This is a genomic window from Photobacterium sp. BZF1, from assembly GCF_014349205.1.
GTDB lineage: Bacteria > Pseudomonadota > Gammaproteobacteria > Enterobacterales > Vibrionaceae > Photobacterium.
This window is the reverse complement of record NZ_JACSOF010000061.1, coordinates 13,902-36,062: the sequence shown is the minus strand read 5'-3', so window position 1 is coordinate 36,062 and position 22,161 is coordinate 13,902. Positions and strand designations below refer to the sequence as shown.

General features: G+C 47.7%; 32 protein-coding genes. 30 read left to right on the top strand and 2 right to left on the bottom strand.

Features of this window, described 5'->3' with window-relative positions; genetic code table 11:
- Window positions 1-2,001 (bottom strand): ATP-dependent DNA helicase DinG (gene dinG, locus BIZ37_RS15045; protein ID WP_187462166.1); only part of this gene is annotated, 2,001 nt, incomplete at its 3' end.
- Window positions 2,002-2,539: 538 nt separating this feature from the next.
- Between dinG and BIZ37_RS15040 the strand changes: the two genes are divergently transcribed.
- Window positions 2,540-3,535 carry a porin gene (locus BIZ37_RS15040; RefSeq protein ID WP_187462165.1) on the top strand — a complete coding sequence of 332 codons (996 nt, stop codon included), beginning with the start codon at window positions 2,540-2,542 and terminating at the stop codon, window positions 3,533-3,535.
- 109 nt (window positions 3,536-3,644) lie between these two features.
- On the top strand, window positions 3,645-4,286 hold the full coding sequence (locus BIZ37_RS15035) for a DUF2057 domain-containing protein (RefSeq protein ID WP_187462164.1): 642 nt from the start codon (window positions 3,645-3,647) through the stop codon (window positions 4,284-4,286).
- 117 nt (window positions 4,287-4,403) lie between these two features.
- Here BIZ37_RS15035 and BIZ37_RS15030 read toward each other — a convergent pair whose 3' ends face one another.
- A complete protein-coding gene (locus tag BIZ37_RS15030) occupies window positions 4,404-4,769 on the bottom strand; it encodes a TraR/DksA C4-type zinc finger protein (RefSeq protein ID WP_107300769.1) in 366 nt (121 codons plus the stop codon).
- A 482-nt stretch (window positions 4,770-5,251) separates the two neighbouring features.
- Between BIZ37_RS15030 and BIZ37_RS15025 the strand changes: the two genes are divergently transcribed.
- From BIZ37_RS15025 to secY, 28 genes are all read left to right on the top strand, one after another.
- A complete protein-coding gene (locus tag BIZ37_RS15025) occupies window positions 5,252-5,641 on the top strand; it encodes a YbaN family protein (RefSeq protein WP_187462163.1) in 390 nt (129 codons plus the stop codon).
- Window positions 5,642-5,787: 146 nt separating this feature from the next.
- Window positions 5,788-6,333 (top strand): adenine phosphoribosyltransferase, encoded by a 546-nt coding sequence (apt, locus tag BIZ37_RS15020; RefSeq protein ID WP_107300771.1) that lies wholly within the window; start codon window positions 5,788-5,790, stop codon window positions 6,331-6,333.
- Window positions 6,334-6,483: 150 nt separating this feature from the next.
- Window positions 6,484-8,763 carry a DNA polymerase III subunit gamma/tau gene (dnaX, locus tag BIZ37_RS15015; RefSeq protein WP_187462162.1) on the top strand — a complete coding sequence of 760 codons (2,280 nt, stop codon included), beginning with the start codon at window positions 6,484-6,486 and terminating at the stop codon, window positions 8,761-8,763.
- 27 nt (window positions 8,764-8,790) lie between these two features.
- Window positions 8,791-9,120: a YbaB/EbfC family nucleoid-associated protein gene (locus BIZ37_RS15010; protein ID WP_107300773.1), complete on the top strand. Its 330-nt coding sequence runs from the start codon at window positions 8,791-8,793 to the stop codon at window positions 9,118-9,120.
- Between the two features lie 3 nt (window positions 9,121-9,123).
- Window positions 9,124-9,726: a recombination mediator RecR gene (gene recR / locus BIZ37_RS15005; RefSeq protein ID WP_107300774.1), complete on the top strand. Its 603-nt coding sequence runs from the start codon at window positions 9,124-9,126 to the stop codon at window positions 9,724-9,726.
- A gap of 365 nt (window positions 9,727-10,091) precedes the next feature.
- Complete coding sequence (locus BIZ37_RS15000) at window positions 10,092-11,120, top strand: porin (RefSeq protein ID WP_187462161.1); 1,029 nt, start codon at window positions 10,092-10,094, stop codon at window positions 11,118-11,120.
- A 537-nt stretch (window positions 11,121-11,657) separates the two neighbouring features.
- On the top strand, window positions 11,658-11,969 hold the full coding sequence (gene rpsJ / locus BIZ37_RS14995) for a 30S ribosomal protein S10 (RefSeq protein WP_107299054.1): 312 nt from the start codon (window positions 11,658-11,660) through the stop codon (window positions 11,967-11,969).
- Between the two features lie 14 nt (window positions 11,970-11,983).
- Complete coding sequence (rplC, locus tag BIZ37_RS14990) at window positions 11,984-12,613, top strand: 50S ribosomal protein L3 (protein WP_107299055.1); 630 nt, start codon at window positions 11,984-11,986, stop codon at window positions 12,611-12,613.
- A gap of 16 nt (window positions 12,614-12,629) precedes the next feature.
- Entirely contained in the window at window positions 12,630-13,232 is a 603-nt protein-coding gene (rplD, locus tag BIZ37_RS14985) for a 50S ribosomal protein L4 (RefSeq protein ID WP_107299056.1), read from the top strand.
- A complete protein-coding gene (gene rplW, locus BIZ37_RS14980) occupies window positions 13,229-13,531 on the top strand; it encodes a 50S ribosomal protein L23 (protein ID WP_039465430.1) in 303 nt (100 codons plus the stop codon). The genes rplD and rplW overlap by 4 nt, the downstream gene beginning before the upstream one ends.
- An 18-nt stretch (window positions 13,532-13,549) precedes the next feature.
- The gene (gene rplB / locus BIZ37_RS14975; protein ID WP_107299057.1) at window positions 13,550-14,374 is read left to right on the top strand and encodes a 50S ribosomal protein L2; all 825 of its coding nucleotides are present in this window, start codon (window positions 13,550-13,552) and stop codon (window positions 14,372-14,374) included.
- Window positions 14,375-14,392: 18 nt separating this feature from the next.
- Complete coding sequence (rpsS, locus tag BIZ37_RS14970; RefSeq protein ID WP_005302795.1) at window positions 14,393-14,671, top strand: 30S ribosomal protein S19; 279 nt, start codon at window positions 14,393-14,395, stop codon at window positions 14,669-14,671.
- 10 nt (window positions 14,672-14,681) lie between these two features.
- The gene (gene rplV / locus BIZ37_RS14965) at window positions 14,682-15,014 is read left to right on the top strand and encodes a 50S ribosomal protein L22 (RefSeq protein WP_007469139.1); all 333 of its coding nucleotides are present in this window, start codon (window positions 14,682-14,684) and stop codon (window positions 15,012-15,014) included.
- A 19-nt stretch (window positions 15,015-15,033) separates the two neighbouring features.
- Window positions 15,034-15,723, top strand: coding sequence for a 30S ribosomal protein S3 (gene rpsC / locus BIZ37_RS14960; protein ID WP_107299058.1), 690 nt, complete (start codon window positions 15,034-15,036; stop codon window positions 15,721-15,723).
- 11 nt (window positions 15,724-15,734) lie between these two features.
- Window positions 15,735-16,145, top strand: coding sequence for a 50S ribosomal protein L16 (gene rplP, locus BIZ37_RS14955; RefSeq protein WP_107299059.1), 411 nt, complete (start codon window positions 15,735-15,737; stop codon window positions 16,143-16,145).
- The gene (rpmC, locus tag BIZ37_RS14950; protein WP_007469134.1) at window positions 16,145-16,336 is read left to right on the top strand and encodes a 50S ribosomal protein L29; all 192 of its coding nucleotides are present in this window, start codon (window positions 16,145-16,147) and stop codon (window positions 16,334-16,336) included. Before rplP ends, rpmC begins: the two co-directional genes overlap by 1 nt.
- Complete coding sequence (rpsQ, locus tag BIZ37_RS14945) at window positions 16,336-16,590, top strand: 30S ribosomal protein S17 (protein ID WP_039465415.1); 255 nt, start codon at window positions 16,336-16,338, stop codon at window positions 16,588-16,590. Before rpmC ends, rpsQ begins: the two co-directional genes overlap by 1 nt.
- 164 nt (window positions 16,591-16,754) lie before the next feature.
- Window positions 16,755-17,126 carry a 50S ribosomal protein L14 gene (gene rplN / locus BIZ37_RS14940; RefSeq protein WP_004410450.1) on the top strand — a complete coding sequence of 124 codons (372 nt, stop codon included), beginning with the start codon at window positions 16,755-16,757 and terminating at the stop codon, window positions 17,124-17,126.
- 12 nt (window positions 17,127-17,138) lie between these two features.
- A complete protein-coding gene (gene rplX / locus BIZ37_RS14935) occupies window positions 17,139-17,450 on the top strand; it encodes a 50S ribosomal protein L24 (protein WP_047876497.1) in 312 nt (103 codons plus the stop codon).
- A 16-nt stretch (window positions 17,451-17,466) separates the two neighbouring features.
- The gene (rplE, locus tag BIZ37_RS14930) at window positions 17,467-18,006 is read left to right on the top strand and encodes a 50S ribosomal protein L5 (protein WP_107299060.1); all 540 of its coding nucleotides are present in this window, start codon (window positions 17,467-17,469) and stop codon (window positions 18,004-18,006) included.
- Between the two features lie 15 nt (window positions 18,007-18,021).
- Entirely contained in the window at window positions 18,022-18,327 is a 306-nt protein-coding gene (rpsN, locus tag BIZ37_RS14925) for a 30S ribosomal protein S14 (RefSeq protein WP_107299061.1), read from the top strand.
- Between the two features lie 38 nt (window positions 18,328-18,365).
- Window positions 18,366-18,758, top strand: coding sequence for a 30S ribosomal protein S8 (gene rpsH / locus BIZ37_RS14920; RefSeq protein ID WP_107299062.1), 393 nt, complete (start codon window positions 18,366-18,368; stop codon window positions 18,756-18,758).
- A 12-nt stretch (window positions 18,759-18,770) separates the two neighbouring features.
- Window positions 18,771-19,304, top strand: coding sequence for a 50S ribosomal protein L6 (rplF, locus tag BIZ37_RS14915; RefSeq protein WP_107299063.1), 534 nt, complete (start codon window positions 18,771-18,773; stop codon window positions 19,302-19,304).
- 9 nt (window positions 19,305-19,313) lie between these two features.
- Entirely contained in the window at window positions 19,314-19,667 is a 354-nt protein-coding gene (gene rplR / locus BIZ37_RS14910) for a 50S ribosomal protein L18 (RefSeq protein WP_039465396.1), read from the top strand.
- Window positions 19,668-19,679: 12 nt separating this feature from the next.
- Window positions 19,680-20,177 (top strand): 30S ribosomal protein S5, encoded by a 498-nt coding sequence (rpsE, locus tag BIZ37_RS14905; RefSeq protein ID WP_036817708.1) that lies wholly within the window; start codon window positions 19,680-19,682, stop codon window positions 20,175-20,177.
- A gap of 5 nt (window positions 20,178-20,182) precedes the next feature.
- Complete coding sequence (gene rpmD / locus BIZ37_RS14900; protein ID WP_107299064.1) at window positions 20,183-20,362, top strand: 50S ribosomal protein L30; 180 nt, start codon at window positions 20,183-20,185, stop codon at window positions 20,360-20,362.
- A 5-nt stretch (window positions 20,363-20,367) separates the two neighbouring features.
- Window positions 20,368-20,802, top strand: a complete 435-nt coding sequence (rplO, locus tag BIZ37_RS14895; RefSeq protein ID WP_107299065.1) for a 50S ribosomal protein L15 — start codon at window positions 20,368-20,370, stop codon at window positions 20,800-20,802.
- A gap of 23 nt (window positions 20,803-20,825) precedes the next feature.
- Entirely contained in the window at window positions 20,826-22,151 is a 1,326-nt protein-coding gene (secY, locus tag BIZ37_RS14890) for a preprotein translocase subunit SecY (protein ID WP_107299066.1), read from the top strand.
- The last annotated feature ends 10 nt before the right edge of the window (window positions 22,152-22,161 follow it).

The window sequence follows — 22,161 nt, the reverse complement described above, 5'->3', positions numbered from 1 at the left end:
GCGATCGAGGAGCACGACCCGGCCTGTATCTTCTTCTTTACGCAGCAAGCGACCGACGGACTGGATCAGCTTTTTACTCGCTTCAGGGACTGAAATTTGCAAAAACGGGTTACCGCCACGGCTTTCGATATATTCTGCATGGGCTTCTTCTACCGGTGAGGTAGGAACCGCAAAAGGAATTTTAGTGATGATCAGGTTGTTGAGTAAATTACCAGGTAAATCAAGCCCTTCAGAGAAGCTTCCGGTGCCAAACAAAATGCTGGTTTTACCTTTTTCACAGTTCTCTTTATGTTTTTTTAGGATGATGTGGCGCGATTCTTCACCTTGGATGAGCAGTTCCCAGCGGTTTTTCTTGGCCAATGGCCGTAATTTGTCCGCCACCTGGTTCATTTGCCAATAGGAGGAGAACAACACCAAGCTGGCGGTCTCTCCCTCAAGGTATTCTGGCAAGGTGTCGATGAGCAAATCAGTAAACTTTTCTGCCTGGGGTTCAAGTGGCAAAGCTGGGATCACCAAACGTGCGTTGTTCTTGTAGTCAAACGGTGAAGCCAATGCCAAGAAGCGGGTAGCTTCTTTCTCGAATATCCCCGCCTGCCGGCAAAAATAGTCGAATTGGTTCAAGGCTCGAAGGGTGGCAGAAACTAATATTGAACCCACGGCCCGGCTCCACAGCAGTTGGTCAAGGCGGTGGCCGACTTCTAGCGGTGAAACTTCAATGATGTAGTCATTTTCACGGTCTGGACTTTTTTCTATCCAGCGAGCCAAAGGTGCGCCTTTGTCCTTGTTAGGCTGGGCCATTAAAGTCCAGACTTTTTCAAGGTTTTCTAGCCGTTGTAGATAAAAGCCGGATTCGGCAAGTGCCTGCTCACCAACCCGAGGCAAAATTTCATTGTCTTTGCTGCGTTCGGAAATCAAATCGTGGATTTTCCCCAGTGCCTGCAAGGCTTTCTTGCTCGCATCTTTACAGCCTTTGGCTTCTTCTTGTAGCCAGGCTGGCAATTCACCGTGTTCGAACCGGTAGACGCCATCTTTATTGAACTGCGACTCGTCGATATTGTTGGCGATTTGGCGCAGAGACGGGATCAGCAAGGCGATGTTTTCGCTCAGTGCTGTCTGGAAGCGACCTGATTTCTTGTAATCGGCCAACTCTGCCAGTTTACCGACAGACTGGTTGAGCTTTTCGAGCCAGCTCGCAGCACCTTTGAGGCTGGCGGCGGCTGAAGAAAAGTCTCGGGCAACCTGGGGTAGGTGGTGTGCCTCGTCAATGACATAGATGGTTTTTTCCGGCTCAGGCAAAATAATGCCGCCGCCTAGCTCGATATCGGCCATCAGCAGGGCATGGTTGGCAATAATGACATCGGCTTTTTCCAAATGTTCGCGTGCTTTGGCGAACGGGCAGTCCCTGTGCTTGGGCAGGCCGGAATGGCAGCTGTGTTTGTCGGCGACAATCTGTTGCCAGACGCGATCTGGGATAGTGGTAGGCCAGCTATCACGGTCACCGTCCCATTTTCCACTCTCGCTGGCTTTCAACATCCGCTTCAAAAGATCTAAATCAGACTTTTTAGGTTTTTCTTCCCATAAGCTAACTTGCTGATTTTCATCACTACTACAGCTCGCTTCCAGTTTATGGTTGCAACAATAGCGCTGACGGCCCTTGGCGAGGATAAAGCTGAACTCTTTGGGATAAATACGGTTGAACAGCGGCAGGTCTTTGTTGATGAGCTGCTCTTGCAAGGCTACCGTCGCGGTCGAAATCAGCACCTTTTTGTTATTGAACACGGCAAAAGGAATGGCACCCAACAGGTATGAGAGTGACTTACCTATCCCCGTACCTGCTTCACCAACCAGCATGCGATGTTTGGCGTGGTATTCCCCGCCCAAGGTCTTGGCGATTTCTGCTACCAGATAGTTTTGAGCCCTTCTAGGTATAAAGTTATCGAGCTGGTTACTCAGGTTTTCATAGCACTGCTTGATATCACTCTTTATCTGGTTGTGTAGCATATCTGAAACTTCATCGGGACTGGGGCGCGCAGTATAGCACGAACATCTGAATGTGACCGCTCGCAGGTTTTTGTTATTTGCCTTTTAAAAATGAGAACCAGTTCACGAAATAAGATTGAACTAGTTAAAAGCGGATCTGTGCAACTCGTTTTCAACGCTAAATCACCACAAATATCTGCTAGTCATGGTGTTTTGTGCTTCTATTGGCTTTATTTTGCTAAATTTGTAGTTTTTTGTGTTGATATTTTGCAGGTTACTTTTTTATGAATAGACATTTTTTATATAAAAACAATGCTCAATTAGCATTCAGGCGTTGTGTAAGTTGTTGAATTTGATGGGTGTTGATGTTTTTTTAGTTCGCCTTTAGAAGATTTGACATGGAGAGGAATCTTCTGTCAGGATGAGTTCCATAAATTTCGACTCTTTAGTTTTCTTAATGCGTTGTATGTTTATAAGGCATGGAAAACTGGGGATAAAAAAAGAAAAGGAATTCTGGAAACAGGAATTCCAGTCTAAATAAGAAAAGGCAGTGGATATCATGAAAAAGACTCTTCTAGCACTATCAGTACTAGCAGCAGGTTCAGCACAAGCTGGCATTAACCTATACGACGCAAACGGCGTTGTTGTAGACCTTTCAGGTGCAGCGGAAGTTCAGTATTTCCAAAACTATGTTGACAGCGATGCATCAAACACAGATGACGCAGGTCTACACCTAGATGACGGTGACCTACAGCTAAACACTACTATCGCAGTAACTGATCAGCTTAACGCTGTTGCGGGTATCGGTTTTGCTTTCGAGAAGCGTGACGTGACTAACGACGAGCTTTGGGTTGGTATCGGTGGTGACTTCGGTACGCTAACTTTCGGCCGTATGCTTTACGTTTCTGATGACATGGGCATCGGCAAAGACTACGAGCTAGGTTTTGACCAGATTGACTTCGTTCAAACTGAAGGTAACGAAGCAATCAAATACATCTTCGACAACGGTCAGTTCTACTTCGGTGTGACTCACGATCTAGATGCTAAGCCTGCTTCAGGCTCTGGTTCTTCTGACTACCTAAACAACGACGGTACTGTTACTGATGTTCGTCTAGGTGCACGTTTTGCTGACTTCGACGTACGTGGTTACTACTACACTGGTGAAGACCTAAACGGCGGTGCTACTGACGTTGATGCTTACAACCTAGAAGCTGAATATGTAATGGGTCAGTTCGCATTTGCAGCGTCTTACGGTAATGCTGAATACACTTCAACTACAAACGGCTCAAACAAGTCTGATGTTGATGTATTTGAAATCAACGGTTCATACACTATGGGCAAGAACACCTTTGCTCTAGGTTACAACCGTGCTGACAACTCTGTATCAGGCACTGGCGAATACATCACAACTTCAGGCGTTACTGATAACGTATACGCTAACGTAACTCACCAGCTTCACAGCAACGTGAAAGTATACGGCGAGCTAGGTTGGGCTGACCAGGACGAAACTGATTTCGACCTAGGTTACCTAGTAGGTATGGAAGTAGTATTCTAATCGTCTTTTTCGGTTAAAAACTCTCCTAAAAAAGCCGCCTCCCCTGGGCGGCTTTTTGTTATCTTAGTGATGACAAAATTATGTTATGACAGTTAGTAAGGGATTAACGATGAAAAAATGGTTAGTGACTTTTGGGCTATTGGCTTTGCCTATGGGCCTGCAGGCAGCCACGCTGAGCACTGGTGACAACATTAAGTTGTTGGTGGTTGATGGTAAGAAAGTTGAGTCGTCTTTTTGGTCCGAAACAGAAAGCATCGAGCTGACCGAAGGCCGCCATCAGGTAGTGGTGCGTTTTGACGGTGAGCTAAAAGATGGCTCGAAGAGTAAGATGTACACCACGCGTCCTTACCTTTTTGAGATGGATGTACCCAAGCAAGATGCAACCATTGTGTTGCCACGCTTGACCAGCATGAGTCAGGCCAAGGCTTATTTCCAGCGCGGCCCTGAGTGGCAGCTTGAGTTGGCCGATGGTACCACCCGAACTCTTGAGCATGTAGAGTTGCAGGGTAAAGGCTTCGCTGCCTATAGCGATATGGAAGGCTTGGTTGCCGATTACAACCGTGAGCACGGTATCACCTTCGAAGAGGGTTATGCGGTTGACCTAGAGCAGGCAGCCGTCGAAGTGAGCGATAAAGGGGAAGTGAGCATCACAGGCGATGCATTTGTCCAGCTCAAGCTTTGGTATAGCAAGGCCAATGCTGAAGAAAGGGCCGCTTTCGAGCAGTGGGTAAAACAGCAGTCGGCACCTTAATTGCGACTCTGGAAGCCTGCTTTGGTATCTAGTTGCTACGATACCCTGCAGCAAAGTAGCCGAATACAATGTGATATTCGAAATAACAATAGGCGGGATATCCCGCTTATTGTCGTTTTAGCTGTCGTGGTGGTAACGGCTATGCTCACGGCAGCTGCTGCAGCGCGGCTGGGCCGGATCTTGTTCAAGGTCATCGATCGCAATTTCTTCTTCGCAATCCACGCAAAGTCCATACATACCGAGTTTGACCGAGCACACCGCGGCGTCGACTCGCTCCATCCGGGTTGCCAAATCGAATAGGTTGGGAATAAAGGAGGATTTGGCCATTACGATCAATTCGCTGAGTTCTGCATTCTCAATCGCGGTTGCCGATGGCACCAGGGTATTGAGTAGCATTTCGTGCTTGAGCTCGCGTGACAACATCCCGTGCTCTTGCTCCAGGCGCTGTTGCAGCTGCTCGTAAACTTTATCTGACGTTGTCATAAGCCTTTCATTGTTGTTATTAGTGATTATTTCAGTCTAAGACGATTCCTGAGAACGATTGTGATTTGAATCAAACAATTATGGGGTTGTAAGACAATAACCCTAAATTCTCTCGGTTTTTGTTAGAGGGTGATTCCGCTATATTGGCGGTATTAATAAAAGATGGTCAATGAACCATTAATAGGTAATCAGTCAATAAAGGAAGTGTACCATGGAGCAGGGATTTCAAGATCCATACAACGTTAAATATTTCTTCGGGTTTGTTGCCGTGCTGGCGCTGCCGACGCTACCCGCCATCCTGACTTGGGTTGGCATGCTGTCGTCATAAGGCACCTTGCCCGTTCGGCAAGTCTACTAAGCCTGAAACAAATACCAACAATTCATACTGACAAGATATGGATGTTGGTATTTTTGTTTGCGCTAGCATTAGGTATAAACTCGTATAAAGGGTGCAAGCAAGTTAGAAAGAATGGTTAAGCAGTATGGTTAGAAAAACACTTTTGTTGTTGTGCGGTTGGATTTGTGTGGCCTTGGGGCTACTTGGCGCCTTTTTGCCTCTGCTGCCGACGACGCCTTTTTTACTGCTAGCCAGCGCTTGCTTTATGCGTGGTTCGCCAAAGTTGAACCATTGGTTGCTCAACCACCCTAAATTTGGCCCTATCCTGCATAATTGGCACCACCACCGTGCGGTCTCCAAGCAGGTCAAACGAAGGGCAAATATTATGATTGTGGCCAGTTTTTCCTTATCCATTTACCTTGTCCCTTTGCTTTGGCACAAGGCGATGTTGGTCACCATGCTGGTGGTCTTGCTGGTTTGGTTTAACCGCCTGCCTGAGAGGGATGACCCTGCGCCGCAAGGGGAGTCGCTCTAACGCCTTCGATTGATGCTATCTGGATCATCCTATCAGTGATGAGTGCATCACAATCCTTGCTCCGCTAGGGGAAAAAAACTACTATTTGAACCAGTTTTTTCGGTGGCCTGTGATCATGCTGCCGTATCGTATAATGGAAAAAGATTATGACTCAAGAAAAGCTCGCGTTGATCAAAAATAGCATCAAGTCCATCCCTGATTATCCAAAACCAGGGATCCTGTTCCGCGATGTCACGAGCCTGATGGAAGATCCAGAAGCATACCGTGCAACCATGCAGATCCTTATCGATCGCTACAAGGACAAAGGGATCACCAAAGTGATCGGAACTGAAGCTCGCGGGTTTTTGTTCGGTGCACCACTTGCACTAGAACTAGGTGTCGGCTTTGTACCGGTTCGTAAGCCAGGTAAACTGCCACGTGAAGTGATTGGCGAGAGCTATGAGCTTGAATATGGTCAAGATACCCTAGAGATCCACGTTGATGCGATCAAAGAAGGCGACAAGGTATTGCTGGTTGATGACCTGCTAGCAACCGGTGGCACTATTGAAGCGACAACGAAGTTGGTACGCCGCCTAGGTGGTATCGTGGAAGATGCTGCTTTCGTTATCAACCTACCGGATATTGGTGGTGAAGAGCGCCTGAAAGGTATTGACCTGAATGTGTTCAGCATCTGTGACTTTGACGGCCACTAATTCTCTTTCGTTGATTTAGCTATTTCATGTTCCTCTGGTCATACTTTCTCAGGGACTTGGCTAATCATTGGGCGCTCGTGGGAGCGTCCTCTCGCCCAAAAATCCTCCCTGTGCTAGCATTGAGTTCTTGATTCTGTAAGGTTAGTTAACATGAGTTATCAGGTTCTGGCTCGTAAATGGCGCCCGCACCAGTTTGATGATGTAGTCGGTCAATCCCATGTCTTGACGGCATTGGCCAATGCGCTTGCCCATAACCGTCTTCACCATGCGTATTTGTTCAGTGGAACACGTGGGGTTGGTAAAACCACGATCGCCCGTATTTTCGCTAAAGGCTTGAACTGTGAGCAAGGCGTAACGGCCTCGCCATGTGGCCAGTGTGAAACCTGCCGGGAAATCGATGAAGGTCGCTTTGTCGATCTACTGGAAATCGATGCCGCATCGCGCACCAAGGTGGAAGATACCCGAGAGCTACTGGATAACGTCCAGTACAAACCTGCGCGTGGACGCTATAAGGTTTACCTGATTGACGAAGTGCACATGCTCTCGCGTCATAGTTTTAACGCCTTATTGAAAACCCTTGAAGAGCCGCCAGAATACGTGAAGTTTATTTTGGCGACGACCGATCCGCAGAAGTTGCCGGTGACGATTCTTTCCCGTTGCTTGCAGTTCCACCTCAAGCACCTAGACAATAGTCAGATCCAGCAGCAGCTGGAAAAGGTACTGGGTGAAGAGCAAATTACCTTCGACACTCGGGCACTGAGCCTGCTGGCTCGTGCCGCTGAAGGCAGTATGCGAGATGCGCTAAGCCTGACAGATCAGGCTATTGCTTTGGGCAATGGTCAGGTACAGGCCGATGCTGTGTCGGAAATGCTGGGTACGTTAAATACCGAGCAGGCGCTGTACTTACTTGAAGCTGTGGCAGGGGGCGAAGCCCAACCTGCGATGGCTTGTCTTGAAGAGTTGGCCTCCGTTGGTGTTGAGTGGGATAGCTTGCTTCGTGAAATGGCGACCCAACTTCACCGTGTTGCCATGCACCAGGCACTACCGGCCTCATTGGATGACTGTGCCCCTGATGCTGCGCGAATTACTGCGCTGAGCCAGGCGGTTTCGCCACAAGAAGTGCAACTGTGTTATCAGATAGCACTTCAGGGACGCCAGGATCTGGCATTTGCCCCAGATGGCCGTACTGGTTTGGAAATGGTCTTGCTGCGGATGCTGGCTTTCAGGCCTGTCGCTGTGAGTGCTGTCACACCACAGCCAATTTCGGTGCCTGCAACGCAGCCTGCTGCAGCGCCCGCTCAGCAAGCATCAGGTCAACAGGCCCCGAGGCAGCAGGTGCAGTCGCAGCAAGCTGCTCAGCCATCTGGTCAGGGGATCCAGCGGGTGCAAGCCCTGAAGGCACAGATGAACAACGGGCAAAGTCCAGCTTCGCAGCCTCAGCAGAATTCAGGCATGCCGGCTCAGGGATCCCCCCAGCAGCAGGCTCAGCCGCACTATGATCAACAAGGCTATACGCCGCCTCAACCTGATGCCTATGGGCCTGCAGGTTACGAGCCTGCGCCGACGATGCCCGCTTCAAATATGGAGCAAGCGCCTCAGCAGGCACCTGTGCAGGGGCAGCCTCAAATGGCAGGTCATCCGGCTTCTGGCCCAGAAGCACAGAGCTCGTCTGCATCCGGGCTGTTGGCTGCGAGAAACCAGCTACGCAGCAAAGCCAAGCGGGACGGCAGTGCACCAAGTTCTGGAAAAAAGGGTGAACCGGTACGGGCTAGAAAAGTTGCAAGCAGCAGCGTGCTTGAACGTATTGCCAATAAGCAAAACGGTCAGGTAAAAGCTACTGGGAATGCGATGCCGGTACCGGGTGCACCGATCACTGCGGCAACGCAGCCAGATGCCATGGGGCAGGCGGATAATAAAGCCGCCGAGTACCAGTGGCGCCCGACTATGCTTCCTGAGCAGAATGAAACTCAGCAAGTTGTTGCTCCTACCGTTTTGAAACAAGCGTTAGAGCATGAAAAAACACCGGAAATGGTGAAAGTGCTTGTCAAGGAAGCAGCAAATCAGGATAGTTGGTCGGATTGGGTGACGAAGCTCAATGTTGGACGTATGGTTCAGCAACTGGCACTTAATTCAGCGTTCGAAAGAGAAGATAATCAGGTGAAATTATGTCTTCGCCCTTCTCAAAAGCACCTGGATACCCCGAAGGCACGTGAGCAACTGGCGGTGGCAATGAACGAACTGTTTGCCGAGAACGTGTCGCTAGAAATTGAATTGAGTGATAAAGGCCGTTCGCCGCTTGAGTGGCGTGAGGCGATTTATCAACAAAAATTGGATCAGGCCAAGCAAAGTTTGATGTCTGATCCCAACGTGAATTTCATTTGTCAGCGGTTTTCTGCTGTACTTGATGAAGATAGCGTAAGACCCTTATAGATTAACCAGACCACAGAGAGAGATGATATGTTTGGTAAAGGCGGTATGGCTAACATGATGAAGCAGGCGCAGCAGATGCAAGAGCGCATGCAGCAAATGCAGGAAGAGATCGCGAATATGGAAGTGACCGGCGAGTCTGGTGCTGGCCTGGTAAAAGTGACTCTAACTGGCAGCCACAGTGTACGTCGTGTTGAGCTTGACGAAAGCTTGATGGAAGACGACAAAGACATGCTGGAAGATCTGATTGCGGCAGCGTTCAACGACGCAGCGCGCCGTATCGAAGAAGCGCAGAAAGAAAAAATGGCAGGCGTAACTGGCGGTATGAACCTACCAGCCGGCTTTAAGATGCCATTCTAATTAATGCGTACCAGTCACTTACTGGAACAACTGATGGAGGCCTTACGGTGCCTGCCTGGGGTCGGTCCCAAGTCAGCGCAACGTATGGCCTTCAGTTTGTTACAGAGAAACCGACAGGGTGGCCTGCAGTTGGCCGACGCCCTGAGTAAGGCAATGACCGAAATCGGTCACTGCCGGGATTGCCGGACTTTTACTGAAGAAGAAGTGTGTGCAATCTGTTCTAACCCACGTCGTCAGGAAAGCGGTGAGATCTGTGTGGTGGAAACCCCAGCAGATATCGTTGCGGTAGAAGCGACAGGGCAGTTCTCCGGTCGTTATTTTGTGCTGATGGGACATTTGTCACCACTCGATGGTATCGGTCCATCCGATATTGGTTTGGATACCCTGGAATTCCGTTTGCAGAACGAACAGATCAGCGAACTGATATTGGCTACCAATCCAACGGTAGAAGGGGAGGCGACAGCTCATTACATTGCTGAACTGTGCAGTGAGTACTCGATCCCGGCTTCGCGGATTGCCCACGGGGTGCCTGTTGGTGGCGAGCTTGAGCTTGTCGACGGCACAACCTTGTCCCACTCCCTTGCTGGGCGACAAAAATTGTACTGATAGATATAAAACTTGTTTTATATAAACTTAATTCATAAAAATACCAACGCCTGTCGTTGGTATTTTTTTGTCATTTTTTCACTTTCTTGCTTTATCAATGACTTAAAAAGCTGTTTTTAGCTACTTTAGAACGGCAAAGAAAAATTTAGTTTTTAGCCAAAGTTGTTTTCTAAGAATTTCTATCAAAATATTCTTTAAGAGTATTTTTGTTCATAACTGATTGTTTTCATGTATTAAATATTAGCGTTACTTCCTCAGGCATGGCTGTTGATAGTTGTAAATGAACGGTCATACCCGGCGTATCACATAAAAAATTAATACTAAGTTTTCGACTGTTTTAAGTCAGGGAACGATTAGGAGTGAACATGAAAAAGACAGTAGTTGCAGCCGTAATTGGCTCGGTAGTGGCTAGCGCGTCAGCAATGGCGGCAGAGGTTTATAAGTCAGATGATCTATCTGTAAGTGTGTACGGTAACCTTCGTGCACGTTACGAGACCACAGATAATGGCCTGATGGGCGCAGACAGCACTTTTACAGGTGAAGGTACTGAGCTTGGCTTGAGCATGACCTACTTCATGGACAACAACATGTACGTGAATGGTGATGTACTGAAAGAGTTCAACATCATCCCTGAAAATGGCGATGGTTTTGATGACAGCGAAGATTTCTTGAAATTCGGCTCGGTAGCTATCGGTGGTGATTTCGGTGAGTTCCGTATGGGTCGTATGTCAGCAGTACAAGATACGCTAGCTGGCCAGTACGATATCACCTGGGAGTACGGCGGTACGGCGAACATCAAAGATGATGCATTTGCAACAGATCGCCTGACCAATGGTATCCAGTACAAGATTGATGTGAATAACTTCACTGTGATGGCGCAGTACCACACTGGTGATGAAGGAGTTGATGCTACAGGTGCAGCAAATCCAAACTTCGGTGAACTAGGTATCGACCAAGCATTTGCATTAGGTGTGGCATGGTCATCTGACTTCGGTCTAGGCCTATCAGGTACTTACACCCAATCTGAGCGTACTGAGAAGAGTATCTACAACGATGATAAAGATACGTCTTGGACGTTGAACGCCACCTATGAATGGCAGGCACTGTCTCTAGCGGCAATGTACTCTGATTACGATTTTGCTGGTGATGAGCAAACTGGTGTCGGTGCAATGGCCCGTTACGACTTCCCGATGGGCTTCGGTGTGTACGGCGTATATGACTACGTTGATTACGACACGCAAAACGACAAGCTTAACCAGTACACCATCGGTGCAGATTACTGGCTAACCAGCCAAGTGGTTTCTTACATGGAATACGCTGACCAAGACTTCGATAAGAGCAACGCTGGTCAGGACGATAACGCATTCACCATCGGTATGCGTCTGTACTTCTAATTTTAGATATTTGCTAGACTGTTCATTGTGTTTTGGGGGAAGCTTGGCTTCCCCCTTTTTTGCAAAGGAAAGGTCCTAGGAAAAGAAGGTCCTAGTTCCTGGGGAGAGCAAAAGCAAAGCAAAGAACTTGACGTTTTATAGCCTTTTCAATATCTTGCAGCACCCAGCACCCAGCACCCAGCACCCAGCACCCAGCACCCAGCACCCAGCACCCAGCACCCGCTCCAACAACCACTTACCACTATTTCTGGCTGATTTTCAAACAGGGCTTGCGTTCGAAACTGTGATCTGTATAATGCCCTCCACTGCCTGAGGATATAGCCTTGTAACTGCAGTTGTGAACCAATAAGCGTTGAGGAAGAAACTGCAGAGCAGTTTGTAAATGTATACTCTGACTTATGTTCGCAGTCATTAAATTGACTGACAATGTATCCGATAGGGATACTACGTTCACATAAATCAATCGGCATTCTCTCGTCTTTACGAGGTTGAGTGGCGATATTGTTTGTGTAATTTTTATAATTGGAGCTCTGTCTCATGCAGAACCAACGTATTCGTATCCGCCTTAAGGCGTTCGATCACCGTTTGATCGATCAGTCTACTGCGGAAATCGTTGAAACAGCTAAGCGTACTGGCGCGCAGGTTAAGGGTCCAATCCCTCTTCCTACTCGCAAAGAGCGCTTCACTGTTCTTGTATCTCCTCACGTTAATAAGGACGCACGTGACCAGTACGAAATCCGTACTCACAAGCGCCTTATCGACATCGTTGAGCCAACAGACAAAACTGTTGACGCTCTTATGCGTCTAGACCTAGCTGCTGGCGTTGATGTTCAGATCAGCCTAGGTTAAGGGGAGATAAGAGAATGATTGGTCTAATCGGTCGTAAAGTGGGCATGACCCGCGTATTTACCGAAGATGGCGTTTCTATCCCAGTAACTGTGGTTGAAGTTGAAGCAAACCGCGTTTCTCAGGTTAAATCTGTTGAAACTGACGGCTACAACGCAATCCAGGTAACTACTGGTGCAAAGAAAGCTAACCGTGTTTCTAAGCCAGAAGCTGGCCACTTTGCGAAAGCAGGTGTTGAAGCGGGTCGCGGTCTTTGGGAATTCCGTCTAGAGAACAACGAAGAGTTCGCTGTTGGCGCTGAGCTAACTGTTGAGCTGTTCAACGAAATTAAAAAAGTAGACGTTACTGGTACATCTAAGGGTAAAGGTTTCCAAGGTGCTGTTAAGCGCTGGAACTTCCGTACTCAAGATATGACTCACGGTAACTCCTTGTCTCACCGTGCTCCTGGTTCTATCGGTCAATGTCAGACTCCAGGTCGCGTATTTAAAGGCAAGAAAATGGCTGGTCACATGGGTGCTGAGCGTGTAACGACTCAAAACCTAGAGATCGTACGTGTTGACGCTGAGCGCAACCTGCTTCTTATCAAAGGTGCAGTACCAGGTGCTACAGGTGGCAACGTGATCGTTAAACCAGCTGTTAAAGCGTAACGTCGAGGAGTTAGTAATGGAATTGGTAGTCAAAGGCGCTGATGCGCTAACTGTCTCCGAAACTACTTTTGGGCGTGACTTCAATGAAGCGCTTGTACACCAGGTAGTTGTTGCTTTCGCAGCAGGTGCTCGTCAAGGTACACGTGCTCAGAAGACTCGTTCTGACGTTTCTGGTGGTGGTGCTAAACCATGGCGCCAGAAAGGTACAGGCCGCGCTCGTGCAGGTACAATCCGTAGCCCACTATGGCGTACCGGTGGTGTAACTTTCGCTGCTCGTCCACAGGACCACAGCCAGAAAGTTAACAAGAAGATGTACCGTGGTGCTATGAAGAGCATTCTTTCTGAGCTTGTTCGTCAAGAGCGTCTAATCGTTGTTGATGACTTCTCTGTAGAAGCACCTAAAACTAAAGCGCTAGTAGCTAAGCTTAAAGAGCTTGAGCTTACTGATGCGCTGATCGTAACTGGCGAACTAGATGAGAATCTATTCCTAGCTGCACGTAACCTATACAAAGTAGACGTACGTGATGCTAAGGCAATCGACCCAGTTAGCTTGATCGCTTTCGATAAAGTTGTGATGACTGCAGCAGCAGTTAAAGCAGTTGAGGAGATGCTAGCATGATCACTGAAGAGCGTATTCTAAAAGTTCTACGTGCTCCGCACATCTCTGAAAAAGCAACTATGGCTGCTGAAAACGGTAACACTATCGTATTCAAAGTAGCTAAAGATGCGACTAAGAAAGAGATCAAAGCAGCAGTTGAAAAACTGTTCGAGGTTGAAGTTAAGTCTGTAAATACTCTTATCACTAAGGGTAAGACCAAGCGTCAAGGTATGCGTCAAGGCCGTCGTTCAGACGTTAAGAAAGCCTACGTTATCCTGAAAGAAGGTCAAGACATCGACTTCGCTGGTAGTGCAGAGTAAGGCTAGGAGCAAAGAAGAATGGCTATTGTAAAATGTAAGCCGACTTCCCCAGGTCGTCGCCACGTAGTTAAAGTGGTTAACTCTGACCTGCATAAGGGTAAGCCGTACGCACCTCTACTAGAGAAAAAATCTAAGTCAGGTGGTCGTAACAACAACGGTCGTATTACAGTACGTCACATCGGTGGTGGTAACAAAAATGCTTACCGTATCATCGATTTCAAACGTACTAAAGACGGTATCCCAGCGAAAGTTGAGCGTCTAGAATACGATCCAAACCGTAGCGCAAACATCGCTCTAGTTCTGTACGCAGACGGTGAGCGCCGCTACATCATCGCACCTAAAGGTCTTCAGGCTGGTGACACTATCCAGTCTGGCGCAGATGCTGCTATCAAAGTTGGTAACACTCTACCAATGCGCAACATCCCAGTAGGTTCAACAGTACACTGTGTTGAGCTTAAGCCTGGTAAAGGTGCTCAGCTGGCTCGTTCAGCTGGTGCATACGCTCAGATCATTGCACGTGCAGGCACTTACGTGACTCTACGTCTTCGTTCTGGTGAGATGCGTAAAGTTCTTGCTGAAGGTCGTGCGACTCTAGGTGAAGTTGGTAATGCAGAACACATGCTACGTGAGCTAGGTAAAGCTGGTGCTTCACGTTGGCGCGGTGTTCGTCCAACTGTACGTGGTGTTGTAATGAACCCAGTTGACCACCCACACGGTGGTGGTGAAGGCCGTACTTCTGGTGGTCGTCACCCAGTTACACCTTGGGGTGTACCAACTAAGGGTTACAAGACTCGTAAGAACAAGCGTACCGACAAGTACATCGTACGTCGTCGTAACAAGTAATTTTAAAGAGGATACGCCATGCCACGTTCTCTCAAGAAAGGTCCATTTATTGACCTACACTTGCTGAAGAAGGTAGAGAAAGCGTTGGAAAGCGGTGACAAGAAGCCTGTAAAGACTTGGTCCCGTCGCTCAATGATCATCCCTCAGATGATCGGTTTGACCATCGCTGTCCATAATGGTCGTCAGCACGTTCCTGTTTTCGTTTCTGAAGAAATGATCGGTCACAAGCTAGGCGAATTTGCACCAACACGTACTTACCGCGGTCACGCTGCGGATAAGAAAGCTAAAAAGCGCTAAGGAGTAGGTAATGGAAGCTATCGCTAAACATCGCTTTGCTCGCATTTCGCCGCAAAAAGCTCGTTTGGTTGCAGATCAACTGCGCGGTAAGCCAGTTGCTCAAGCTCTAGAAATTCTTCAGTTCAGCAACAAAAAAGCTGCTGATCTAATCAAGAAAGTTCTAGAGTCAGCTATCGCTAACGCAGAACACAACGAAGGCGCAGATATTGATGATCTATCAGTAGCTAAAATCTTCGTTGACGAAGGTCCTACCATGAAGCGTATTATGCCTCGTGCTAAAGGCCGTGCCGATCGCATCTTGAAGCGTTCTAGCCACATCACTGTTGTTGTAGCAGACCGCTAAGAGACTAGGAGAGAAAGCAATGGGTCAAAAAGTACATCCTAATGGTATTCGTCTTGGCATCGTTAAGCCATGGAATACCACTTGGTTTGCTAACAGCCAAGAGTTCGCTGACAACCTAGACGGCGACTTCAAGGTACGTCAGTTCCTTACTAAGGAACTAGCAAAAGCGTCTCTTTCACGTATCGTTATCGAGCGTCCTGCTAAGAGCATCCGTGTGACTATTCACACTGCTCGTCCAGGCGTTGTTATCGGTAAGAAAGGTGAAGACGTAGAAAAACTACGCGCTCGCGTTTCGAAGATCGCTGGTGTTCCAGCTCAGATCAACATCGCTGAAGTACGTAAGCCTGAGCTAGACGGCAAACTAGTTGCAGACAGCATTTCGTCTCAGCTAGAGCGTCGCGTTATGTTCCGTCGCGCTATGAAGCGTGCAGTTCAGAACGCTATGCGCCTTGGCGCTAAAGGTATCAAGGTAGAAGTAAGCGGTCGTCTAGGCGGCGCTGAAATCGCACGTTCAGAGTGGTACCGTGAAGGTCGTGTACCTCTACACACTCTACGTGCTGACATTGATTACGCAACTTCTTCGGCTCACACCCAGTACGGTGTAATTGGCGTTAAAGTTTGGATCTTCAAAGGTGAAGTTCTAGGCGGCATGCCAGTAGAAGAGCCAAAGGCTGACAAGCCTAAGAAGCAGCGCAAAGGCCGTAAATAAGGAGTTTATAGATGCTGCAACCTAAACGCACTAAATTCCGCAAGACCTTCAAAGGTCGTAACCGCGGTCTAGCGAACGGCACTGACGTAAGCTTCGGTACATTTGGTCTTAAAGCAGTTGGCCGTGGCCGTATTACTGCTCGCCAGATCGAAGCAGCTCGTCGTGCGATGACTCGTCACATCAAACGTCAGGGTCAAATCTGGATTCGTATCTTCCCAGACAAACCAATTACATCTAAGCCTCTTGAAGTTCGTCAAGGTAAAGGTAAAGGTAACGTTGAGTACTGGGTAGCTCAAATCCAACCTGGTAAAGTTCTGTACGAGATGGATGGTGTTCCTGAAGCGCTAGCACGTGAAGCATTCGAACTTGCTTCTCGTAAGCTACCAATCAAGACAACATTCGTAACTAAGGCGGTGATGTGATGAACGCACAAGATCTGCGCGCTAAAAGCGTTGAAGAACTGAATGCTGAGCTTGTGAACCTACTGCGCGAGCAGTTCAACCTGCGCATGCAGGCTGCAACTGGTCAACTACAGCAGACTCACACTCTTAAAGCAGTACGTCGCGATATCGCACGTGTTAAAACCGTTCTGACAGAGAAGGCTGGCGCATAATGAGCGATAAAATTCGTACTCAGCTTGGTCGCGTAATCAGCGACAAGATGGACAAGTCTATCGTTGTTGCTATCGAGCGTAAGGTGAAACACCCAATCTACGGTAAGTACATCACTCGCACGACTAAGCTTCATGCACACGATGAAAACAACGAGTGTGGCCTAGGCGACACTGTTGAGATTCGTGAGTGCCGTCCACTGTCTAAGACTAAGTCTTGGACACTGGTACGCGTAGTAGAAAAAGCTCGCATCTAAGCGAACTTAACTACGATATAACAGAGCGGCCCCGAAAAAATTTTGGGGCCGTTCATTTTTTGTCTACCCATTGTCCGAAAAGCGTGTTAATATTCGCCGCCTTTGAAGAAAAGGCAAATCGGCTCGTAATGGGTCAAGATGTTTAAAATTAGCGGAGCACTAACATGATCCAAATGCAAAGTATGCTTGATGCAGCCGATAACTCCGGCGCTCGTAGCGTAATGTGTATTAAGGTTCTGGGTGGTTCACACCGTCGCTATGCACATATCGGTGATGTCATCAAGGTTACTGTTAAGGAAGCAATTCCTCGTGGTAAAGTTAAGAAAGGTGACGTTCTGAAAGCGGTGGTTGTGCGCACTCGTAAAGGCGTACGTCGTCCAGATGGCTCTGTCATTCGCTTTGACCGTAATGCTTGCGTATTGTTGAACGACAACACTGAGCAACCAATCGGTACTCGTATTTTCGGCCCTGTGACTCGTGAGCTTCGTGGCGATAAGTTCATGAAGATCGTTTCACTTGCGCCTGAAGTACTGTAAGGAGTAACGCAAATGGCAGCTAAAATCCGTCGTAACGACGAAGTTATCGTTCTTACTGGTAAAGATAAAGGTAAGAAAGGTAAAGTATCTAAGGTTCTAGCAACCGGTAAAGTAATCGTTGAAGGTATCAACCTTGTTAAGAAGCACCAGAAGCCTGTACCGGCTATGGGCATCCAAGGTGGCATCGTTGAAAAAGAAGCAGCAATCGACGCTTCTAACGTTGCAATCGTTAACGGTGAAGGTAAAGCGGACCGTGTAGGCTTCCGATTCGAAGACGGCAAAAAAGTTCGTTTCTTCAAATCGACTGGCGAAACTATCAAGTAATTTTTGGAGTAGTACAATGGCGAAACTGCATGATTACTACAAAGAGACTCTAGTTAAAGAGCTTGCTGAAAAGTTCGAATACAAGAGTATCATGCAAGTCCCAAGGATCGAAAAGATCACACTTAACATGGGTGTGGGCGATGCGATCAACGACAAGAAGCTTCTAGAGAATGCTGCTGCTGACATGACTGCTATTGCAGGTCAGAAGCCGCTTATCACTGTAGCTCGTAAGTCTGTTGCTGGCTTTAAGATCCGTGAGGGCTACCCTATCGGCTGTAAAGTAACTCTACGTGGCGAACGCATGTGGGATTTCTTTGAGCGTCTAATTTCAATTGCTGTACCTCGTATTCGCGATTTCCGTGGTCTAAACCCGAAATCATTCGATGGTCGTGGTAACTACAGCATGGGCGTTCGTGAGCAGATCATCTTCCCAGAAATCGATTACGATAAAGTAGATCGTGTACGTGGTCTTGATATCACTATCACTACTTCTGCTAAGTCTGATGAAGAAGCTCATGCTCTACTGTCTGCTTTTAACTTCCCATTCCGTAAGTAAAAGTAAGGGTTACTAATGGCTAAAGAATCAATGAAGGCACGCGAAGCTAAACGTGCCAAGCTTGCAGTTAAGTTCGCTGAAAAGCGTGCTGCACTTAAAGCTCTAATTAGCGACGTGAATGCGTCTGAAGAAGACCGCTGGAATGCAGTGCTTAAACTTCAGTCACTACCACGTGATTCTGCGAAGTCTCGTCAGCGTAACCGCTGTAACCAGACTGGACGTCCACACGGCTACCTACGTAAGTTTGGTCTAAGCCGTATCAAGGTTCGTGAAGCTTGCATGAAAGGCGAGATTCCGGGTCTGCGCAAGGCTAGCTGGTAATCCCAGTTATCCAATTTAGAATCACGGAGTATTGACTTATGAGCATGCAAGATCCGATTTCGGATATGCTGACCCGTCTTCGTAACGGTCAGGCAGCGAAAAAAGTTGCTGTTAAAATGCCATCTTCAAAAATGAAAGTTGCTATCGCAGCTCTTCTTAAAGAAGAAGGTTTTGTGGCTGACTACACTGTAACTGGTGAAGTTAAGCCTGAGCTAGAAGTTACTCTTAAGTACTTCGAAGCTAACCCAGTTATCGAGCAAATCCAGCGTGTTTCACGTCCTGGCCTACGCATCTACAAGAAAAAAGATGCACTTCCATCAGTGATGGGTGGCCTTGGTATTGCTGTTGTTTCCACTTCCAAGGGTCTTATGACCGACCGCGCTGCACGCAAAGCGGGTCTTGGCGGTGAGATTATCTGCTACGTAGCATAATAGGAGTAGGAAATGTCTCGTGTTGCAAAAGCACCAGTAGTTATTCCTGCCGGCGTAGAAGTTAAACTTAACGGCCAGGAAATCACTGTTAAAGGTGGTAAAGGCGAACTATCTCGCGTTATCAACGAAGCAGTAGTTCTATCCCAGGAAGAGAACGCTATCACTTTCGGTCCTCGCGAAGGTTTCGAGAAAGCTTGGGCACAGGCAGGTACTGCACGTGCACTAGTTAACAACATGGTTGTTGGTGTTACTGAAGGTTACACCAAGAAGCTTACTCTTAAGGGTGTAGGTTACCGTGCTGCTATCAAAGGCAACGCAGTAGCTCTAACTCTTGGCTTCTCTCACCCAGTTGAGCACGAACTTCCAGCAGGTATCAAAGCTGAATGTCCTTCACAAACTGAAATCGTACTAACTGGTACTGATAAGCAGGTTGTTGGTCAGGTAGCTGCTGATATTCGCGCTTACCGTAGCCCTGAGCCTTACAAAGGTAAAGGTGTTCGTTACGCCGATGAAATCGTGCGTACTAAAGAAGCTAAGAAGAAGTAAGGTAACACTATGGATAAGAAAGCATCTCGTATCCGTCGTGCGACCCGTGCACGTCGTAAGATTGCTGAACTGGGTGCAACTCGCCTAGTTGTACACCGTACTCCACGTCACGTGTACGCTCAGGTTATCGCACCAAATGGTTCTGAGGTAATCGCAGCCGCTTCTACAGTAGAAAAAGCGATCCGTGAGTCGGTTAAGAGTACTGGTAACAAAGACGCTGCTGCAGCTGTAGGTAAAGCTATTGCTGAGCGCGCGATTGAAAAAGGCATCTCTACAGTTGCATTCGATCGTTCTGGTTTCCAATACCACGGCCGTGTAGCTGCACTAGCAGAAGCTGCTCGTGAAGCTGGTCTGAAATTCTAAGGTAGGCGGAAGATGGCTAACGAAAAAACACAATCAGATTTGCATGAAAAGCTGATCGCTGTTAACCGTGTATCTAAGACGGTTAAAGGTGGTCGTATTTTCAGCTTTACTGCACTAACTGTAGTTGGTGACGGTAACGGTCGCATCGGTTTTGGTTACGGCAAGGCACGTGAAGTACCTGCTGCAATCCAGAAAGCGATGGAAAAAGCACGTCGTAACATGGTTACAGTTGCACTAAACGACGGTACTCTACACCACGCTGTTAAAGGTCGCCACACTGGTTCTAAAGTGTACATGCAGCCTGCTTCAGAAGGTACAGGTATCATCGCCGGTGGTGCAATGCGTGCAGTACTAGAGGTTGCGGGTGTTCGCAACGTTCTAGCTAAAGCATACGGCTCTACAAACCCAATCAACATCGTTCGCGCGACTATTGACGGTTTGAGTGGCATGAACTCTCCAGAAATGATCGCTGCTAAGCGTGGTCTTTCTGTTAAAGAAATTCTGGAGTAATTGACATGGCTAAGACTATTAAAGTGACGCAGACTAAGAGCTCAATCGGTCGTCTGCCGAAGCACAAAGCTACTTTGCGTGGCCTAGGCCTTCGTCGCATCAACCACACTGTAGAACTTGAAGATACTGCTTGCGTACGCGGCATGATCAACAAAGTTATCTACATGGTTAAAGTTGAGGAGTAATCAGAATGCGTTTGAATACTCTATCTCCGGCTGCTGGTTCTAAGCCTTCTGCGAAGCGCGTAGGCCGTGGTATCGGTTCAGGTCTGGGTAAAACTTGTGGCCGTGGTCACAAAGGTCAGAAATCACGTTCAGGTGGTTCTGTACGTCCAGGCTTCGAAGGCGGTCAAATGCCTTTGAAACAGCGTCTACCAAAATTCGGTTTTACTTCTCGTAAGAGCCTTGTAACAGCTGAAGTTCGTCTAGGTGAACTAGCGAAAGTTGAAGGTGACGTAGTAAGCCTTGAAACTCTTAAAGCTGCTAACGTAATCACTAAGAACATTGAGTTCGTGAAAGTTGTACTTTCTGGTGAGATCGCTCGCACTGTAACAGTTAAAGGTCTACGCGTTACTAAAGGCGCTAAAGCTGCTATCGAAGCTGCAGGCGGTAAAATCGAGGAATAATTTACTCGAGGGATGAGGTACAGATGGCTAAACAACCAGGACAAGATTTTCGTAGTGCCCAAGGTGGCCTAGCAGAGCTTAAGGTTCGTCTATTATTCGTATTAGGTGCAATCTTAATTTTCCGAGCAGGCTCTTTTGTGCCTATTCCTGGTATTGACGCTGCTGTACTTGCCGATCTGTTCGAACAGCAAAAGGGTACCGTCATTGAACTGTTTAACATGTTCTCTGGCGGTGCACTTGAGCGTGCTTCCATCTTAGCATTGGGTATCATGCCGTATATTTCGGCATCGATCATTGTCCAACTGCTGACAGTAGTCCACCCGGCTTTGGCCGAGTTGAAGAAGGAAGGGGAGTCTGGCCGTCGTAAGATTAGCCAGTACACCCGTTACGGCACGCTTGTGTTGGCAACCTTCCAAGCAATTGGTATTGCAACGGGGTTACCAAGTATGATTCCAGGTCTGGTCATTAATCCAGGCATGGGATTCTACTTTGTTGCGGTTGTAAGTTTGGTTACCGGTACCATGTTCTTGATGTGGTTGGGTGAACAGATTACGGAGCGTGGCATAGGTAACGGTATATCTGTGATTATTTTCACTGGTATCGTTGCAGGCTTGCCGCCAGCTATTGGACAGACAGTGGAGCAAGCGCGTCAAGGTGAATTGCACGTACTTCTTCTACTATTGATTGCAGTGATATCTTTTGCTGTTATTTACTTTGTAGTGTTCATGGAACGTGGTCAGCGCCGTATCGTCGTTAACTACGCCAAGCGTCAACAAGGCCGTCGCGTTTTTGCTGCGCAGAGCACTCACTTGCCGTTGAAAATCAACATGGCAGGGGTAATTCCAGCGATTTTTGCATCAAGCATTATTCTGTTCCCGGGTACACTGGCTCAGTGGTTCGGTCAGAATGAGAACCTAGGTTGGCTAAGTGATATTTCACTGGCGCTAAGCCCAGGTCAGCCACTTTATGTGATGCTTTATGCAGCAGCGATCATTTTCTTCTGTTTCTTCTATACCGCGTTGGTGTTTAACCCTCGCGAGACAGCTGACAACTTGAAGAAGTCTGGTGCGTTCGTACCTGGTATTCGCCCGGGTGAGCAGACCGCGAAATACATAGATAAAGTGATGACCCGCCTGACATTGGCTGGCGCGTTATATATCACCTTTATCTGTCTGATCCCCGAGTTTATGATGATTGCATGGAATGTCCGCTTTTACTTTGGCGGTACTTCACTACTAATCGTAGTTGTGGTCATTATGGACTTCATGGCTCAAGTTCAGACACATCTGATGTCTCAACAATATGAGTCTGTTTTGAAAAAGGCTAATCTTAAGGGCTCAGGCCGTTAAGATCCCATTT